The following is a 17,316-nucleotide window of genomic DNA, read 5'->3' as shown; positions in this document are numbered from 1 at the left end:
GTATCATTAAGCATCCTTCTGGGACTCGAACCTAACTCCCTTTACAAATCAATAAGTTGCAGCAGCCCTCAATATTTATCGATCAGATATCAAACACAAAAAAGGCTTCAAAACAAATATGTTCTGAAGCCTTTTCTATTTTCTGTGATCCCGCTGGGACTCGAACCCAGGGCCCATACATTAAAAGTGTATTGCTCTACCAACTGAGCTACGGAATCATCTTTTTTGTGTTGAATGGAGCGCGAAGGTATGTATTTATTTCATACTTCCAAAAAAATATTTTTACGGTATCTGTAATCTTTCTCCAAAACCATCTCCCAGCGCTGTTTTCAACCCTTCTTTGGTGAGGTAACAATGATTGATCGCTTCCATATGCACGGCAATAACGCGGGTGTTGGAAGGATGTTGTAATACCTGTAACACATCGGAAGCTGTCATGGTAATGGGATCACCTGTCAGGAACTGCGCGGCGCCGGCATTCACAACGGTATGCGTAGGCTGATATTGATCGAGTGCAGCCTTTACTTCGTCGCACCAGATGGTATCACCGGCAATGTAGATGCGTTCAGCGCCTGCTTCCAGTACGAAGCCGGATACGGGGGCCATCAGTTTACCAATTTCTCCGGTACCATGTTGTCCACCGGTGCGGGATATACGAATACCTTCCCAGGTGGTAGTGGTATTTACCGGGATAAGCTGCGAAAAGCCCTGGGCGGTAAGGGTGGCTATATCTTCCGGCTGACAAAAAAGCGGCAGGTGTTTGGGTACCAGTTGTTGTGCTGCTACATCCCAGTGGTCGCGGTGAAGATGCGTGACAATAACGGCGTCCATCGTTGACAGTAATGTTGCCAGTTCCATATCATTGAGTGGAAAGTCGATGAGTGGATTACGACGGGTATTGGCGGCATTGGGTACGGTGTCCAATGCGTCTTTGTGACTGAGCATCGGGTCGACCAGTATCTTACGGCCTTCCAGTTCAATCACTATAGTGGCGTGGCGGAAATGTTGTATTTGCATCCTGCAATTTAGGTAAATAAGAAAGTCCGTGTAGAAAAAAACACGGACTTTCTTTGGTTATATAACGCTAACGAATAAACGTTTAGGTCTTTCTCAGTTTCACGGACTGCACAAAATGGTGATGTCCTTTTTCCAGTATCAGGCTGGCGCGGTACCGGGTAGGAGCGATGTTCTGCTCCAGGTTGGGTTTATTGATATCTTCCCATATCTGGGTGGCCAGTTCCACGGTGGCGGTGTCTGAAAGGTGTGCGTAGCGGTGGAAGAAAGAGTCCGGATTCTGGAAAGCGGTAGCCCGCAAAGATTCAAAGCGGGAGATATACCATTTACGGATATCTTTTTCTGCGGCGTCTACATAGATAGAGAAATCGAAGAAGTCGGACACGAAGATGGCGGGATCTTTTTGTTGCTGGCCTGGTCTTACCTGCAGCACGTTCACCCCTTCCACGATCACGATATCCGGTTGTTCTATCCATTGCAGCTGACCGGGCAGCACGTCATATTCCAGGTGGGAATAGAGCGGGGCTGCCACTTTTTCTTTGCCGGATTTTACATCGGCGAGGAAATGGATCAGTCTTTTGATATCATAGCTCTCCGGGAAACCTTTACGGTTCATGATATTATTGGCATCCAGCACTTTATTGGGATACAGGAATCCGTCGGTGGTAACCAGGTCTACCCGCGGATGATCGGGCCATGCCTGCAGCAGCATTTGCAACACGCGGGCGGTGGTGCTTTTGCCGACGGCCACACTACCTGCGATACCGATAATATAAGGCACTTTCAGCTCCTGGCTGCCCAGGAAACTGCTGGTAGCTTTATGCAGCGCCTGTGATGATTTAACGTATAAGTTGAGCAGATGAGCCAGGGGAAGGTATATCTGGGTGATTTCTTCCTGTGTAAGCGGCTCATTCATGCCGTGTAATTGTTCCAGGTGATAGTAGTCCTGCAGTTGCAACAGCGCGTCGCCGCTGGTTCCTGCCCATTCCTGACGGGAGAAAGTGATATAGGGAGTATACCGTTCTCGTTTAAGGGACGTGGTCATTTTACAGATTTAGTGATTTGGTTACTTAATTACCTGGTTATTAAAACTATTGTCAATAATTCAATAGCCAAATATCCAAATAATCAAATGTTATTGTTGTATATAAATAGTCTTGATGTTCAAAAATTCGTGTGTGCCTTCGAGTGACAACTCCCTGCCATAACCCGATTGTTTAACGCCGCCAAAAGGCAAACGGGCATCGGAACGTACCATGGCATTGATAAATACGTTGCCGCTTTCTATGCGGGTAGCTAGACGGGCGGCTTTGTCCAGATCGCTGGTCCACAGGGCGGAGCCCAGACCGAAATCTGTTTCGTTGGCCAGTGCAATGGCTTCGTCTTCGTTGGCGGCAGTAATGATCACTGCTACGGGACCGAATGTTTCTTCCCGGAAAGCGGTCATACTGCTGGTAACGCCAGTCAGCAAGGTCGGCGCAAAGTTACATCCTTCATAGGTGCCACCCAATTCCAGTTTGGCGCCTTCACTGATGGTTTGCTGCAGTTGTTTGCCTAATTCGACTGCCAGGTCGGGCCGGGCCATAGGACCCATATTGGTGGCTTCTGCCATCGGATCGCCCTGTTGGAGGTTCTCCAGCAAACGGCGTACTTCGGCAGTGAAGGCGGGCACGATTTCTTCTTCCACGATCCAGCGTTTGGCGGCGATACAGGACTGACCGGCATTCTGCATACGGCCTTGTACGGCAGTTCTGGCTGCGGCTTCCAGGTCGGCATCTTTTAACACGATAAACGGATCGCTGCCACCCAGCTCCAGCACGGTCTTTTTCAGGTATTTACCTGCCAGCGCGGCTACACTTTTACCCGCAGGCGTACTGCCGGTAAGGGTAACGCCCTGTACACGGGGATCGGCTACGATCGGCTCCAGGTCCTGGGAAGATACCAGCAGCGATTGGAAAGTACCTTCGGGAAAACCGGATTCCATAAATACTTTTTCAATAGCCAGCGAGCAGCCGCTCACGTTACTGGCATGTTTCAGTAACCCGGTATTGCCGGCTAATATATTGGGGATGGCGAAACGGAAAACCTGCCAGTAGGGGAAATTCCAGGGCATAATCGCCAGGATGATGCCTTTGGGTTCGTAACTCACATAACTTTTATAGGCATCCGATTGTATCGGCCGGGGTTGCAGGATTGCTGCGATATTCTCTGCGAAATATTCGGCGGTGCCGGCACATTTCAGTACTTCGGCTTTGGCTTCTTTCAGTGTCTTACCCATTTCCTGAGTAATGATCCTGGCATGTTCGGTGGCATTTTTTTTAAGGGAAGCAGCTACCTGCATCATCCATTCCCGGCGTTGATCCAGCGATGTTTGCAACAACGTACGGTAAGCCCTTTCTCCTGTCAGTAATTTATGTTCTATTTCCGCTTTGGTATGCGGCGCATATGTAGCAATAGTCTCCTGGGTAAACGGATTGATACTTGTAAACATAGCTGTAACCTTTTTGCCCGTAAGCAGTAAATAATTGCAAATTTAGCCATTTCATATTAAACGCTCTTTTCATCACGGATGAACGTTCTGTATCTTTGCCTATCCAAAAGATAGGTTATATGGCATTAAGCAGATGGAATATCATGATCATGGCCCTGTGTACAGGGCTGATCGTTGCTAATATTTATTATAGTCAGCCGCTGATCGTGCTGATGAGCCAGGAGTTCGGCGTGTCCGAAGCCAACGCAGGGCAGGTGACTTTCTTTACCCAGGTAGGGTATGCGCTGGGACTCTTATTCTGTGTACCGCTGGGTGACAAACTCGAGCGTAAGACCCAGATCATTGCCATGACAAGCACTGCAGTACTGGCGCTGCTGGCAGCTGGTTTCTCCCAAAATATCGGGATGCTCAAAATCACCGGACTACTGATCGGTTTTACCTCCGTGGTTCCTCAACTGATTTTGCCACTGGCGGCGCATCTCACGGATGTGAGCAACCGGGGCAAGGTAATCGGTACGATTATGAGCGGTCTTCTGGTGGGTATCCTGTTGTCCCGTACTTTAAGCGGGATAGTGGGGCATCATTTCGGCTGGAGAGCCATGTTCTGGATAGCGGCGGGTATCAGTGCCCTGCTGGTGGTGATTATGTGGTTTTCATTCCCTAAAAGCCAGCCACAGTTTACCGGTAGTTACGGAGAACTGATGAAATCCCTGCTCACCCTGGCGAAAGAGCAGCCCATGTTGCGTGAAGCGTCTGCTATTAATGCCTGCTGCTTCGCGATGTTTGGTATGTTTTGGACGACAGTGGTATTCCTGTTGTCTGAGAAGCCTTTCCTGTATACGAGTGAGCAGATCGGCCTGATGGGACTGGCAGCTGCTGCCGGCGCACTGGGCGCCCCGCTCATCGGACGCATCGCTGACAAAAAAAATCCCCGTATCGCTATCGGCTATGGTATTATCTTCCTGCTGGCAGGCTACGCGATGTTTTATGTCTTCCAGGCAAACATCATTGGAATCATCATCGGTATCATCGCCATCGACCTGGGACTACAAGGTATTCACGTATCTAACCAAACACGTATATACGCACTGTTACCGGAAGCCCGTAACCGCCTGAATACGGTGTTTATGACCACCAGTTTTATAGGTACTTCCCTTGGCTCCGGAATCGGGCTGTGGGTATGGACCATCGGAAAGTGGAACGGGGTGTGTATCGCCGGTACCCTGCTGATACTAACAGCATTAACTATATACCTGGCCACCTATAAAAAGAAATAGCTAAGGTCTTCATCCCCCGTAAATGGGGTCCGTAAACGCAACAGGCTGGCCCTTTTAAAAAGGCCAGCCTGTTGCGTTATTTGAATGTCAGATGTATTAACTACTCTACACGGGTAATTTTCAGTGTATTGGTAGGCAGGTGTAGTTTCACCGGTGTGCTACCGGTATTTACGCACACATCGCCCACTTTAATGAAACCTCTTTCTTTCAGGATGTTGATCTGATCGAAAACGATATCATCCAGGCTTTCTTCTTCTTCGTAGTGGAAGGCGCGTACACCCCAGCTGAGGCTCAGTTGGTTCACCAGGGTTCTTTCTTTGGTGAATACATACAGCGGGGAACGTGGACGGTAGCTGCTCAGCATAAAGCCGGTATAACCGCTCTGGGTCATACCTATCAGCGCATCGGCATCCAGGTCTTCTGCAATTTTACAGGCGTTGTAGCACAGTGCATCGCTCAGGAAGGTAGGGGAGTGGCGGTGAGGGATCAGGTTACGGTTGTAAATGATCGCTTCTTTTTCCACTTCCTGGATGATTTTGTTCATGGTCTGGATAACCAGTTCGGGGAACTGTCCGGTAGCGGTTTCACCGCTGAGCATCACAGCGTCGGAGCCTTCCAGTACGGCATTGGCTACGTCGGTGATTTCGGAACGGTTTGGGCGGGTGCGGTCCATCATGCTCTCCATCATTTGGGTAGCCACGATAACGGGCTTCGCACGGTGGATACATTTGCGGATGATATCTTTCTGGATCATCGGGATCTGCTCTACGGGCAGTTCTACACCGAGGTCACCACGGGCAATCATCACACCGTCACTTTCCCAGATGATTTCTTTCAGGTTCTGGATAGCTTCCGGTTTTTCGATCTTGGAGATCACCTTGATTTTGGAGTTACGTGCTTCCAGCCTTTTGCGCAGATCGCTCAGGTCTTTTACACTTCTCACAAAAGACAGGGCTACCCAGTCCAGTTCCTGGTCTATGATAAATTCCAGGTCTACAATATCTTTATCGGTGAGGGCCGGCAGGGAAACTTTGGTATCGGGGAGGTTAAAGCCTTTTTTGGAAGACAATACACCCGGTAAGCTAACTTCTGCTTTGATTTCACCGGCAGGAGTGAGTTCTTTTACGATGGTTTCGATTTTACCGTCGTCCAGCAGGATTTTCTGGCCAACGCGCAGATCTTTGTACAGGTCAGGGTAGGAAACGTAGATTTTCTCCATATTACCTACCACCTTTTCGTTTACAAAAGTGAGGATATCACCTTTTTTCAACGGCAGGGCGTTATTTTCAATTTCGCCAACACGCAGTTTGGGGCCTTGCAGGTCTCCCAGGATGGCTACGTTGTAAGGTTCGGTTTTGTTGATCTGACGGATATATTCAATGATCCGCAGTTTGTCTTCATGCGAGCCGTGCGAGAAATTGAGGCGGAATACATTCACGCCTGCTTTCACCAGCGCCAGCAGCTGTTCATAGGTATCACTGGCCGGGCCTACAGTGGCTACAATTTTTGTTTTGCGGGAAGAGTGTGCTCTGCCGGCAGCATTGTCCATCTGTTTGTGATAGTATTTCGATAGATCCTTTGTACTCATAAGTCTTATTTTTTAACTCGCAAGAATTTTAACAATCTTAAACCATTCGGGGTCAATTTCCTGTTTGGCTTTAACAGCCTTGTCCAGAGGGGTATAATGGATCTTGTCGTTTACGATCCCGATCATGACATTGTGAATGCCTTCGAGGAGGGCGTCTACAGCGGCATAGCCCATACGGCTGGCCAGGATACGGTCGGTACAGGTGGGAGATCCCCCTCTTTGGATATGTCCGAGGATACATACTCTGGTATCCAGTTGCGGACAACTCTCTTTAATACGGCGTGCTACTTCATTGGCGCCTCCGGTGTCGTCACCTTCTGCTACCACAATCAGATTTACCAGTTTTTTACGGCGTTCGTTGGCCTGCAGTTCTTCGATGATATCGTGCAGTTCAGTTTTGCGTTCCGGCATCATAATATGCTCGGCACCAGTGGCAATACCGCTGTGTAAAGCGATGTAACCGGCATCACGGCCCATTACTTCGATCACAAACAACCGGTCATGCGCGTCTGCAGTATCCCTGATTTTGTCAATGGCTTCAATCGCAGTATTCACTGCCGTGTCAAAACCAATGGTGTTGTCAGTTCCTGCAATGTCCTTGTCAATAGTACCAGGCAAGCCTATACACGGAATATCAAATTCCTGGCTGAATTTCTGCGCTCCATTAAACGAACCATCTCCGCCAATCACGATCAAACCGTCAATGTTGTGCTTCTTCAGATTCTCGTAAGCTTTTTTTCGCCCTTCATATTCATAGAACTCTTTGCACCGGGCGGTCTTTAAGATGGTGCCTCCGCGTTGAATAATGTTGGCAACAGATTTGGACTCCATCGGGAAAATCTCATTTTTTAAAATTCCCCTATATCCGTACATGACGCCGAACACATTCAGCTGATGATAAATGCCCGTTCTTACCACCGCACGAACGGCTGCGTTCATGCCCGGTGCATCTCCACCGGAGGTAAGGACTGCAATGTTGTTCAATTTTTTCATATAAATTGCTAAAAAAATATCTTAAAGGCGCACAAAAATAACATTTTGCAATTGTTTTCTAACAGATATCTTATGAATTAACCTAAATATTTAATTTTAATCAAACAAAGTAGCTAATTTTTTTAAAAAATATAGGCATGTTGAAAAAGACTAATAAGAGTTGGTTGGTTTTAGGCATGGGTCTATTGACGATGGAAGGTATGGCACAACAAAAAAACTGGCAGTATCCCGTTGCCAAAAAAGTGGATACCGTAGACAACTATCACGGTACCCGTATCCCTGATCCCTATCGCTGGCTCGAAGATGACCACAGTACCGAAACAAAAGCATGGGTAGACGCTGAAAATAAAGTCACCCAGGATTATCTCGCTACCATCCCGTTCCGGGCCTCGGTCAAAAAAAGACTGGAAGAACTCTGGAACTACCCGAAAACAGGTGCTCCGATAAAACACGGTAACTATTATTACTTCGCTAAAAATGACGGTCTCCAGAACCAGTCCGTTATTTACCGCAGCACTACTCCCGACGGTACCCCGGAAGTATTTATTGATCCTAACAAACTGTCCGCCGCCGGTACCGCCGCGCTGGGTACGCTCTCTTTCTCCAAAGACGGGAAATATGCTGCTTACCTCATCGCTAAAGCCGGTTCCGACTGGCAGGAAGGATTTGTCATGGACGTGGCCACACGCCAGCTGCTCTCCGATAAACTGGAATGGATCAAATTCAGCGGCCTTTCCTGGAAAGGCGATGGTTTCTTCTATAGCCGCTACGATAAACCGGACGAACAAAGTAAACTGTCCAGGAAAAATGAATTCCAGAAAGTATATTTCCATAAAGTAGGCCAGCCTCAGGAACAGGATGAACTGATTTATGTTGATAAGGAACACCCGCTCCGCAATGCCACGGTCAGCGTAACGGAAGATGAACGTTTCCTCATCCTCTCCACTACGGAAGGTACTTCCGGCCGGGAACTCTGGTACCGCGATACCAAAAATCCGGCGCAAACATCCTTCTCCCTGCTGATAAAAGGTTTCGCTAATGAACCTGCTGTGATAGACAATGTGGATGATAAATTACTGGTAGTAACCAACCACCAGGCGCCTAACTATAAGATCGTACTGGTGGACCCGGCTAATCCGGCGGAAGCCAACTGGAAAACAGTGGTGCCGGAGAAAAAGGAAGTACTGCAAAGCACCGGTAATGCTGGCGGTAAACTGCTGCTGTCTTATTTAAAAGACGCTTCTACCCGTGTATATCAATATGATTACAGCGGCCGCCTGGAACATGAAATCAAACTGCCCGGTATCGGTACTGCCAGCGGTTTCGATGGTAAAAAGGAAGACCAGGCACTGTATTATAGCTTTACCTCCTTTGTAGCGCCGCCAACAATATACCGCTATGATATCAAAACCGGCAAATCAACCCTGTTTAACAAAGCAGCGGTGAAATTTAATCCGGATGAATATGAAACCAAACAGGTGTTTTTCACCAGTAAAGATGGTACCAAAGTGCCGATGTTCCTGTCTTCCAAAAAAGGCATGAAAAACACCGGCAACAACCCGGTACTGATTTACGGTTATGGTGGTTTTAATATCCCGCAAACACCTGCTTTCAGCGTGTCTAACCTGTACTTTATGGAGCAGGGGGGAACCTACGCGGTAGTAGCACTGCGCGGTGGCAGCGAATACGGGGAAGCGTGGCACAAAGGCGGTATGAAGGAAAAGAAACAAAATGTTTTCGATGACTTCATCGGCGCAGCGGAATACCTGGTGAAAACAAAATACACCAATCCATCTAAAATAGCGATCCGCGGCGGTTCCAACGGAGGCCTCCTGGTAGGCGCCTGTATGACGCAACGCCCCGATCTCTTTAAAGTGGCGCTGCCGGCGGTAGGCGTAATGGATATGCTGCGTTTCCAGAAATTTACCATCGGATGGGCATGGGCTACAGAATATGGTAGCAGCGATAATGCGGAAGACTTCAAATACCTCCTGAAATACTCTCCGCTGCATAACCTGAAACCAGGCGTGTCTTATCCGGCGACAATGGTGACGACTGCGGACCATGACGACCGTGTCGTACCGGCGCACTCCTTTAAGTTTGCCGCTACCTTGCAGGCAGATAATGAGGGTCCCAATCCGGTGCTGATCCGCATTGAAACACAGGCGGGGCACGGTGCTGGTAAACCTACATCCAAGCTGATTGACGAGGCTACGGATATGTGGTCCTTTACTATGTATAATCTGGGTATGAAACCATAAACGGTCTACCCGTTATCCTATAGCGTTGGCAGAAAGTACAGGACAACAATACTGTGCTTTCTGCCAGCTTTTTTTATAGGCTACAGGCGCTGCTTCCTAAAAAAAATCCGCCGCTGGCGTTAATTGCTGAATGCCGACAGCTATTTTTTCTTATCTTTAAAGACAGCGTACTAATATGGCATTATGAAGGTATTAATTACAGGTAGTAACGGACTCCTGGGACAGCATCTGATTCCGGTATTCGTCCAAAACAAGACATACGATGTAATAGCCACAGGCAGAGGTGCTAACCGTTCCCCTCAACGCGACCATTACATTTACGAAGCAGTAAACCTGCGGGATGCCGGCAGCGTACAGCAGCTGGTCCAGAAACATCAGCCCAACCTGATTATCCACAGCGGGGCTATGTCGCAGGTTGATGATTGTGAGAAAAACAAAGACGCCTGCTGGGATACCAACGTAGGCGCTACCCGTTACCTGGTCAATGCGGCGGAAAAAGTAAATGCTTCCTTTATCTTCCTCTCTACAGATTTTGTGTTCGATGGCCTCAACGGTCCCTATGATGAAGAAGCCCCGGTCAATCCCATCAACTACTACGGTACCAGCAAAGCAGCGGCAGAACGCCTCGTGCGCAACAGCAAGCTGTCATGGGCTATCGTGCGCACCGTACTGGTATACGGCGTGTCCAACGATCCACACCGCAGTAACATGATTACCTGGGTAAAAAATAACCTGCAGCAGGGTAAAAAGATAAAAGTGGTGGATGATCAGTGGCGTACGCCTACCCTCTGCCAGGACCTGGCGCAGGGATGCTTGCTGATAGCGGAAAAGAAAGCAACCGGTGTTTTTAATATTTCAGGGAAAGAAGTACTGTCTCCTTATGATATGGCGCTCAAAACGGCTGAATACTTTCAGCTGGATACCAGCCTCATCGAAAAAATAAGCTCCAAAAGCTTTGCCCAGCCAGCTGCCCGCCCGGCTAAAACCGGTCTCATCATCGATAAGGCAGTGAAGGAACTGGGATATCAGCCTCATACTTTCGCAGAAGGATTGGATATCGTAGCGGCAGAGATCAAATAAGGATCAATGTTCCAGGTAGGCCTTGCCGTACTTGCTTTTTACGGCCTGTAACTCACTGGTGGTATCTATCGGTAAGGATGTTACCGGTAAGGCTACTTTATAGCGGTTGTCCCGGTGATATGTCACGAACACCGTACCTTTTTCCTTTTCCCAGCTTTCTCTCGTAGCTTTCTTTTTGGCAGCGGAAAGACTATCCTGGTACTCATCCAGAACAATGAAATAAGAGATGGAATCTGATACGGCCGGCGCTGTAGCGACACTGTCGGTTTTATGGTGCTGAGTGGTGTCTGTTATAACGAATACCGCTGGTGCGCCGGCGGGTACCTCATGGTCACCGCCCTGACGGCCGATATACCACCAGGTTGCCAGTCCGCCCAGCAAAATAAGCGCACCGCCTACGGCCCACCACCATTTGAAAATACTGCCTTCTGTTACCGCTTCCAGCGTATTTTCCTCTTCCTCGGTCATAACCGGCTCTACCGGCGTCTCCGGCGGCATAGGTGGCTCCACCGGCGTCAGGGCGGCCGTAGGCGCCACTACAGGGGGAGCAGCGGGTTCCTGCCGTTGTACCGGGCTAAGAGGCAGGTCGGCAGGGTCTACCGGTAACTCTTCGGCATAAAAATGCAGGTTACCGGCGAAATCACCCTGTAACTTACCGATGCCGGGCAATTCCAGGGCCTGCCCGGGTTGCAGGGCGGCCTTAAATTCTTCTATGTATTTCTCCAGTTTCCTTTGGGCTACAGCGGGTACCAGGTTCTCTTTCAGGGCTATCCATTCCTGGCAGGAGCCGTCGTCCTGCCACGTCTGGGTGAAAACCACCTGGTCGCGGGGAGGCAACAACGTTTGTGCACCGGCGTTATACCGGGCGGGAAAATGCTGGATGGAAAACGTACCGATGTGGGGAACAACACAAATCCGCTGCCTGAACAGTACTTCCTGGATATATTGCTGTAGTATCAACATGAGAGATGTTTGTCGGTTAATATTCTGAAAAGCCACGAAGCAGCAAAGCAGCAAATCATCATCTTTGCGTCTTTGCTGCTTCGTGTCGTTGCGAGCAACTAAATTAACTCAAAATCAGAACTTCACCATAATTCCGCCTACGATGTTGAAACCATAGGTAGGATACAGGTACCAGCGCTGATAATGGGAATTGAAGATATTATTGGCGTTCAACCACAGGTTGAAGTTTTTACCGATGTCATAGGAAGCGCCGGCATTCATGTCCCAGGCGCCGTTGGTTTTGCCAAAATCCTTGTTGGGCAACTGATAATAACTGCCGCTGAGCGCAAACAGATCGGCATTCAGGTGCAGCTTCTTAGCAAAGGTGTACTGTACAAACAGGTCGCCCTGGAAAGGAGGCAGGTGCCAGGGTTTAACTTCTGTCTCCTGTTTGTTGTAATTATACCAGTCGAAGCTAACCCTTGCCTGGAATTTCTCTTCTTCTATATACCCCACCTCGGCATGCAGTTGGAAAGCACGCAGCTGCGCTTCGTTACGGGTGGTGAAATATTTCATGTCTGCGGAGTCATTCACAAACAACGGCATATTATACCAGGTAACGGACGCAAATTTGGTGTTGTAGTTGAAATGTCCGCCCAGCGTACCTTTGATGCCGGTATATTTTTCTTCTACACGCGTGTTGAGCATGCCGTCCATCAAACCATTCAGGAACGGATTTTTATTGGCCAGGTTGCGGTAGGAATTCTTATCGAAGTAGGAAATCCATCCGCTGCTCAGGATCAGTTTTTTGCGTACCAGGTGCGATTCGTTCACGATGTCCGGCAGCAGGTAAAACTTGTCGTTGGTCCAGGTAGGATTTACGCCTACATGCAGCACAAATCCGGGTTTAATGATGTCTACGGAAGGATGAATGGCCACCACATTGTTGTTGATGGTGCGGTTATTATCCTGTTTGTAGGTAGACAGGTCAAAAACGCCTTCTGCCTTGATATAGATGTCTTCAAACACCTGCTTGCGCACGGGTATTTTGGCGATGAAGGTATTCTCTGTACGTTTATACGAATCGTTGAAAGCAATGAACTTTACCGTGGGCTGAAACTCAAATGCCCAGTCGTTTTGCGGACGGTTTTTGAGGCCTACCTGTGCGGTCACGGTATTGAAAGTCTGTGCAATATCTTTTTTGTCGTATTTCAGCGTATCATGGTTGTAACCATAGTAGTGGATGGTATTGCGGTCATAACCAAGGCTCGCGTCCAGCTGCATTCCGGGCAACAGGTAAGTACCCGAAGCCAGCGCATTGAGGTTGCTGTAGTTCTGGTCAGCAATTTCCTTGCCTTGCGAGCTGGTATAATTTACAAACAGGCCGTAGTTGTACACATCTTTACGGCCACTGCCGAAACCAGCCTGTACGTATGGCGTTTTGTAATTGCCATAACCCAGTTTGATAAAGTTGTTCTGCAACAGCGACAGGGAGTCTTTGCCCAATGCCAGCGGTTTCAGGGGAGCGGCCTGGTACATGAAGTTCAGGTTCAGTGCCGGTACTTTGTAGGTCAGCACAGGTCTGCTGGTATCTACGCTTGGCAGAGAGGCCGTCAGGTTCAGTTTATAGGCGTCGCGGAGTTTAGGCTGATTGGTGGAAATGATATCGATCGTTTCCTGTTTCAGCGGCTCCTGTGCCCAGGCCTGCTGCTGATGAAGGATGCCTGCAAGGCTCATGCCTGCTATGATAAAAGCGCGTTTGCGATGTATGTTGAGAATATTCATGTTTCTATTTGGTCTTAATTCCCGAAATCTCAAAATTTCAAAATCCGAAAATTCGTAAATTTTCAATGGCTACTGTTTCTTCGGTTTTTTTCCGGCTGCTTTTTCTGCTGCTTCTGCTTTGACAAATTTCTCTTTGGCTTCGGCTTTCAGCTCCGGAATAGGGCAGTTTTCAGCGATGCTCTGGAAAGTTGCTTTGGCATTGAAGTAGTCCTGTTGACGGAAATACACATCGCCCAGCAGGATATATGATTTAGCCACCCACACATCGTAGGAAGGCGTGTTTTTGATAACATCGAAACCGGCTTTCTCTGCGGCAGCCAGGTCGTTCTGTTGCAGGTAACAGTCAGCCATATCATAACGGGCTTCTGCACCGGTTTCTGACTTGGTCATACCTGCCACTGTTTTGAATTCGGTAATGGCGTTGGCAAATTGTTTGGCTTGTTTCTGCGCTTTACCCAGGTAGAAATGGGCGATGATCTGGTCGTCGGTACTGATATTGGCGGTAGACAACAACATTTCTGCATAGTTACCTACTTCATCCCAGCGTTTTAACTGGTAATTGCTGCGCAATAAACCTCTGGTGGCAGCCAGGCTGTTTTCCTTGCTGGTAGCCAGGTCCTGCAGTTGCAGGTAGTAAGTACGCGCTTTGTTATAGTCTTTACTCTGGTAGAAGTTGATATTGGCGGCCTGCAGGGCGGAACGCTCAGCATACAGACTGTTGTTGCGGGAAAGCACAAACTCATACGCCGGCAGCGCGCTGGCGTAGTCCTTGTTGTTATAGGAACATTCGGCTTTATAGAAATTCGCCGGCAGAATAAACTGACCGTTGGGATATTTCTGAATGTAGCTGTTGAAGGCGGCAATGGCGCCGGAGCAGTCGTTGTTGGTGAAACGGGCTTCCGCAGCGGAATAAGCTAATGAGTCTTCCGCAGTAGCGGTAACGGTGCGGCCGCTGGCTTTCAGGAAAGCGAGGTAGTCGTCTGTTTTACCCTGACCTACGTAGATAGACTTGATGCTTTGCAGCGCCTCATTGCTTTCCGGTGATCCCGGGAATTTCTCTACCACCTGACGGTAATAGGCGAGGGCTTTGCTTTCATTGTCTTTGTTATAATAGCACAATCCCAGTTTGAGCAGTGCCCTGGGGGCATTGGCGCCGTTGGGTTGTTTCTGCAGTACGTTTTCCAGGTAAGGAATCGCTTCGTTGTATTTCTCCTGTGCCAGGTAGGTGTTGGCGATTTCCATGTCTGTCTGGTTACCAAAATCAGAGCTGGGGAACTTGTTACCCAGCTGTTTGAGCAGGGCGAGTTTATCTGCCTGTTTGCCTTGCAGGCCCAGGATGATGGCTTTCTGATAGATAGCGTAATCTGCGCCGGGCTCGTTGTTGTTAATGACGCGGTCATACAGCGACAATGCTTTCGGAAACTGGCGCAGCATGTAGTAACAATCGGCCGCACGCAGGGCGGCATCGTTGGCGATCCGGGTAGCATTAGGGCCACTGGCTTTCTGGGCGGTTTCAAAGTGCGGCAGCGCCTCTGCATATTTGTCCTGTTTCAGCAGGCTGTAACCCAGGTTATAGCTGGCTGTTTGGGCATTGGCTTCGCCGGATACCGGCGGATTGCTGCTCAGATAGGCGTTCAGGTTAGTGATCGCTTTATCGGTTTTGTTCTGGCGCAGCGCTATTTCTGCTTTCCAGAACTGGGCCAGCTGTTTGGTCTGCCCATCATATGGATTGTTGATGGCGATGTCCAATAGGCGATCGGCTTCCGCCAGCTGCTGATCGTTGATCAGCTCTGTAGCCCTGCCGTAGGCTATTTTCTGATACGCTTTGAGTACAGTCGGGTTTTTATCACCGATCTGTTCAATGGTAGCCAGGCCGTCGCGGTAGTTGTTGGTATTCATGAAGAGGCTCACGAGTATTTCGCGGGCTTCCTTGTTGTATGCTGACTGGGGGTAAGTTTTTACGAACTGGGTCAGTTCATTGAGGGCTGCATCCTGGTAGCCCAGCTCATAGGAGAGTTTACCGTAGTGAAAGCGGGAAATTTCCTGTTGCTGAGCATTGGAACTGTTGTTGGCGCTGAAGGCGAAAGCATTGCGGGCATTGGCTTTCTGGCCGGTGCGCAGGTAACAGTCACCCAGCAGGTACATGGAGTTCTGGCCCAGCGAGTCTTTGGAACTGCTGAGTTGTTTGAAGCCGCTGATGGCTTTGTTGAGATTACCGGTCTGATAGTAGGAATATGACAGCTGGTAGATGTCTTCATTGCGTACTTCCTCGGAATTATCCTGGAACTCCTGCAACAGGGGCAATGCTTTTTTATAGTCTTTACGTTCAAAGTAGGCTTTACCCAGCAGTTGTTTCATTTCTGCTTCGTAGTACTGGCCACCTTGCCGCAGCAATGGCTCGGTGTAGGTGATCAGCTGGTCGTGTTTGCCCTGGAAGTAGTAGATCTCTGCAATGTAGTAGGGAACAATATTTTTATACTTCGGATCTTCCACTACTTTTTGGAAGCTGCTGAGCGCATCGCCGTACTGGTGGTTGTAGTAAGCGATAAAGCCATAGTAGTAGTTGGCCGGCAGATAGTATTTGCCCTGTATTTCACGGATGCCGCCGAACAGGGGTTGTGCCTTCTGGAAGTCTTTGACGTTGAAGTAACAGTAGGCCAGTTCAAATTTCGCTTCGGCAATTTCTGCGTTGGAGAGGTTGTCGATGCTGGCTTTTTCATACAGCGGGATAGCGTCTTTGAACCGGTTCTGATGGAAATAATATTTTCCCAGCTGATAGCTTACCAGCTGTTCGCGGGCGTTGTTGTTGAATATTTTAAGGTATTCCAGCGCTATTTTTTCTGCGTTGTCCTGTCCCAGTTTGAGGGCGCATACAGTGTAATAATAATAGGCGTCAGACTTTACCAGGTCGCGGTTGGTTTCATGGAAATAATCGATGTTATCGATCGTTTGCTTGAAAAGCTGCATAGATACGCTGTACTTTTCCTGCTGGAAGTACTGTTGTGCATCTTTGAATACTTTTTCCGGATCGGTGTAAATACGCGTTTGCTGCGCGTGGGCGGCGGGCAATCCTGCGATACCTGCGCCGGCGAAAGTCAGCATGGATAAGTACAGATGTCCTGGAATATAAACTTTTCTTATGAAGTGCATGCTTTAGCTGTTATATCTTGAATTATGCGTTTAAAACGAATCCCTGCCGGAAATATTTTCCCGCCAGGTATTATACGGAACAGTATCAGGGACACAAACCAGGCAAATATAAAAGTTATATCCTTTCTTTTCTGATCGGTTTTCCAACAATGTGGATAACTCCGGCTGCCCGACAAAGGCTATTGCGCTATATTGCGCCAAATATTTTTATAGCGCAAAAACCTTACCTACTATGAGAAAACTATTCTCAACCGGCTATACCGGCGGTGCAGTGAGCTTTTCTATGCTGATTTTGCGGCTGATGTTCGGCGGCTTGCTGCTACTGCACGGATGGCCCAAACTGATCAATTTTGCTGCCAAAATGAATTCTTTTCCTGATCCTTTGGGTGTGGGACATAAATTTTCATTGGGAATGACCGTTTTTGCAGAAGTTTTTTGCTCGATTTTTCTGATGCTGGGACTACTGACCAGGCTGGCCGCAGTGCCCCTGGTGATCCTCATGGGGGTGATCGTAGGGATGATACACCGGCCCGACTTGCTGGCTTTTAATTTTGATAAGATAGAACTGCCATTGATGTATCTGACAGCTTTCCTGGTTATCCTGTTTACCGGTCCCGGAAAGTTCTCGATCGATGGCGCCCTTGGAAAATAGCCCCATTTAGGGATTTTGTTATTTTTATATTTTTTTATTGAAAGAATACCCAGGCATACTCCAATAAAAAAATATAAAAATGA

Annotated in this window: 12 protein-coding genes and 1 tRNA gene; 4 read left to right on the top strand and 9 right to left on the bottom strand. The window is 48.5% G+C overall.

Annotated features, from left to right (window positions below):
- Window positions 1-145: 145 nt before the first annotated feature.
- From ICL07_RS07005 to ICL07_RS06990, 4 genes are all read right to left on the bottom strand, one after another.
- Window positions 146-218 (bottom strand) — tRNA-Lys (locus ICL07_RS07005).
- A 64-nt stretch (window positions 219-282) separates the two neighbouring features.
- The gene (locus ICL07_RS07000; RefSeq protein ID WP_188087204.1) at window positions 283-1,017 is read right to left on the bottom strand and encodes an MBL fold metallo-hydrolase; all 735 of its coding nucleotides are present in this window, start codon (window positions 1,015-1,017) and stop codon (window positions 283-285) included.
- A gap of 82 nt (window positions 1,018-1,099) precedes the next feature.
- The gene (gene coaA / locus ICL07_RS06995) at window positions 1,100-2,059 is read right to left on the bottom strand and encodes a type I pantothenate kinase (protein ID WP_188087203.1); all 960 of its coding nucleotides are present in this window, start codon (window positions 2,057-2,059) and stop codon (window positions 1,100-1,102) included.
- A 90-nt stretch (window positions 2,060-2,149) separates the two neighbouring features.
- Window positions 2,150-3,505: an NAD-dependent succinate-semialdehyde dehydrogenase gene (locus tag ICL07_RS06990; protein ID WP_188087202.1), complete on the bottom strand. Its 1,356-nt coding sequence runs from the start codon at window positions 3,503-3,505 to the stop codon at window positions 2,150-2,152.
- 119 nt (window positions 3,506-3,624) lie between these two features.
- On the opposite strand from ICL07_RS06990, the gene ICL07_RS06985 reads away from it, so the two are divergent.
- The gene (locus ICL07_RS06985) at window positions 3,625-4,782 is read left to right on the top strand and encodes an MFS transporter (RefSeq protein WP_188087201.1); all 1,158 of its coding nucleotides are present in this window, start codon (window positions 3,625-3,627) and stop codon (window positions 4,780-4,782) included.
- 100 nt (window positions 4,783-4,882) lie between these two features.
- Here the strand turns inward: ICL07_RS06985 and pyk are convergent, their stop codons facing one another.
- Together pyk and pfkA are read right to left on the bottom strand one after the other, a co-directional pair.
- The gene (gene pyk / locus ICL07_RS06980; protein ID WP_188087200.1) at window positions 4,883-6,370 is read right to left on the bottom strand and encodes a pyruvate kinase; all 1,488 of its coding nucleotides are present in this window, start codon (window positions 6,368-6,370) and stop codon (window positions 4,883-4,885) included.
- Between the two features lie 12 nt (window positions 6,371-6,382).
- Window positions 6,383-7,363 carry a 6-phosphofructokinase gene (pfkA, locus tag ICL07_RS06975; protein WP_188087199.1) on the bottom strand — a complete coding sequence of 327 codons (981 nt, stop codon included), beginning with the start codon at window positions 7,361-7,363 and terminating at the stop codon, window positions 6,383-6,385.
- A 137-nt stretch (window positions 7,364-7,500) separates the two neighbouring features.
- On the opposite strand from pfkA, the gene ICL07_RS06970 reads away from it, so the two are divergent.
- Both ICL07_RS06970 and ICL07_RS06965 read left to right on the top strand, forming a co-directional pair.
- Complete coding sequence (locus tag ICL07_RS06970; RefSeq protein ID WP_246484984.1) at window positions 7,501-9,624, top strand: prolyl oligopeptidase family serine peptidase; 2,124 nt, start codon at window positions 7,501-7,503, stop codon at window positions 9,622-9,624.
- A 183-nt stretch (window positions 9,625-9,807) separates the two neighbouring features.
- Window positions 9,808-10,704, top strand: coding sequence for an SDR family oxidoreductase (locus ICL07_RS06965; RefSeq protein WP_188087198.1), 897 nt, complete (start codon window positions 9,808-9,810; stop codon window positions 10,702-10,704).
- 3 nt (window positions 10,705-10,707) lie between these two features.
- On the opposite strand, the gene ICL07_RS06960 is transcribed toward ICL07_RS06965, so the two are convergent.
- The 3 genes from ICL07_RS06960 to ICL07_RS06950 all read right to left on the bottom strand — a co-directional run bounded on the left by ICL07_RS06960 (window position 10,708) and on the right by ICL07_RS06950 (window position 16,581).
- Window positions 10,708-11,667, bottom strand: a complete 960-nt coding sequence (locus ICL07_RS06960; protein WP_188087197.1) for an HU domain-containing protein — start codon at window positions 11,665-11,667, stop codon at window positions 10,708-10,710.
- 114 nt (window positions 11,668-11,781) lie between these two features.
- Entirely contained in the window at window positions 11,782-13,431 is a 1,650-nt protein-coding gene (locus tag ICL07_RS06955; RefSeq protein WP_188087196.1) for a porin family protein, read from the bottom strand.
- Window positions 13,432-13,500: 69 nt separating this feature from the next.
- A complete protein-coding gene (locus ICL07_RS06950; RefSeq protein WP_188087195.1) occupies window positions 13,501-16,581 on the bottom strand; it encodes a tetratricopeptide repeat protein in 3,081 nt (1,026 codons plus the stop codon).
- Window positions 16,582-16,813: 232 nt separating this feature from the next.
- Between ICL07_RS06950 and ICL07_RS06945 the strand changes: the two genes are divergently transcribed.
- Window positions 16,814-17,233 (top strand): DoxX family protein, encoded by a 420-nt coding sequence (locus ICL07_RS06945; RefSeq protein WP_188087194.1) that lies wholly within the window; start codon window positions 16,814-16,816, stop codon window positions 17,231-17,233.
- Window positions 17,234-17,316: the final 83 nt, after the last annotated feature.

The organism is Chitinophaga qingshengii (assembly GCF_014529935.1).
GTDB lineage: Bacteria > Bacteroidota > Bacteroidia > Chitinophagales > Chitinophagaceae > Chitinophaga > Chitinophaga qingshengii.
This window is presented reverse-complemented; position numbering and strand designations above follow the sequence as displayed.

Excerpts from the sequence above, each read along its gene's own strand:
- ICL07_RS06970 (WP_246484984.1), top strand. The coding sequence starts at position 7,501 with ATGTTGAAAAAGACTAATAAGAGTTGGTTGGTTTTAGGCATGGGTCTA.
- ICL07_RS06985 (WP_188087201.1), top strand. The coding sequence starts at position 3,625 with ATGGCATTAAGCAGATGGAATATCATGATCATGGCCCTGTGTACAGGG.
- ICL07_RS06955 (WP_188087196.1), bottom strand. The coding sequence starts at position 13,431 with ATGAATATTCTCAACATACATCGCAAACGCGCTTTTATCATAGCAGGC.
- ICL07_RS07000 (WP_188087204.1), bottom strand. The coding sequence starts at position 1,017 with ATGCAAATACAACATTTCCGCCACGCCACTATAGTGATTGAACTGGAA.
- ICL07_RS06950 (WP_188087195.1), bottom strand. The coding sequence starts at position 16,581 with ATGCACTTCATAAGAAAAGTTTATATTCCAGGACATCTGTACTTATCC.
- ICL07_RS06990 (WP_188087202.1), bottom strand. The coding sequence starts at position 3,505 with ATGTTTACAAGTATCAATCCGTTTACCCAGGAGACTATTGCTACATAT.
- ICL07_RS06965 (WP_188087198.1), top strand. The coding sequence starts at position 9,808 with ATGAAGGTATTAATTACAGGTAGTAACGGACTCCTGGGACAGCATCTG.
- ICL07_RS06945 (WP_188087194.1), top strand. The coding sequence starts at position 16,814 with ATGAGAAAACTATTCTCAACCGGCTATACCGGCGGTGCAGTGAGCTTT.
- pyk (WP_188087200.1), bottom strand. The coding sequence starts at position 6,370 with ATGAGTACAAAGGATCTATCGAAATACTATCACAAACAGATGGACAAT.
- pfkA (WP_188087199.1), bottom strand. The coding sequence starts at position 7,363 with ATGAAAAAATTGAACAACATTGCAGTCCTTACCTCCGGTGGAGATGCA.
- ICL07_RS06960 (WP_188087197.1), bottom strand. The coding sequence starts at position 11,667 with ATGTTGATACTACAGCAATATATCCAGGAAGTACTGTTCAGGCAGCGG.
- coaA (WP_188087203.1), bottom strand. The coding sequence starts at position 2,059 with ATGACCACGTCCCTTAAACGAGAACGGTATACTCCCTATATCACTTTC.